Source organism: Streptomyces abyssalis, assembly GCF_001751365.1.
Taxonomy (GTDB): Bacteria; Actinomycetota; Actinomycetes; order Streptomycetales; family Streptomycetaceae; genus Streptomyces; species Streptomyces abyssalis.
The window spans coordinates 1-339 of record NZ_LJGT01000013.1 but is presented as its reverse complement, the minus strand read 5'-3'; the positions used below and the strand labels follow the sequence as shown (position 1 = coordinate 339).

At 70.5% G+C, this 339-nt stretch carries 1 protein-coding gene; it reads left to right on the top strand.

Annotated elements, in window-relative coordinates:
• Nucleotides 1-336: HhH-GPD-type base excision DNA repair protein (locus AN215_RS00040; protein ID WP_275520650.1), on the top strand; the 336-nt coding region annotated here is incomplete at its 5' end.
• Nucleotides 337-339 lie beyond the last annotated feature (3 nt).

Below are 339 nucleotides of genomic sequence, written 5' to 3'. Positions count from 1 at the left end.
GGCTCGATGGCCAAGCGCGTGCAGCAGCTGTGCCAGTACCTCGTCGACCACTACGACGGTGACGCGAGCGGCGTGTGGCGCGACGTCCCCACCGGCGCCGAAGTACTCAAACGCCTCAACGCCCTGCCCGGCTACGGCAAGCAGAAATCGCAGATCTTCCTCGCCCTGCTGGGCAAGCAGATGGGCATCACCCCGGAGGGCTGGCGCGAGGCCGCGGGCCCGTACGGCGACGCGGACGCGCGCCGCTCGGCGGCCGACATCACCGGGCCGGAGTCACTGGAGCAGGTCCGCGCGTACAAGCAGGAGACCAAGCGGGCGGCCCGGAAGAAGACCTGACGG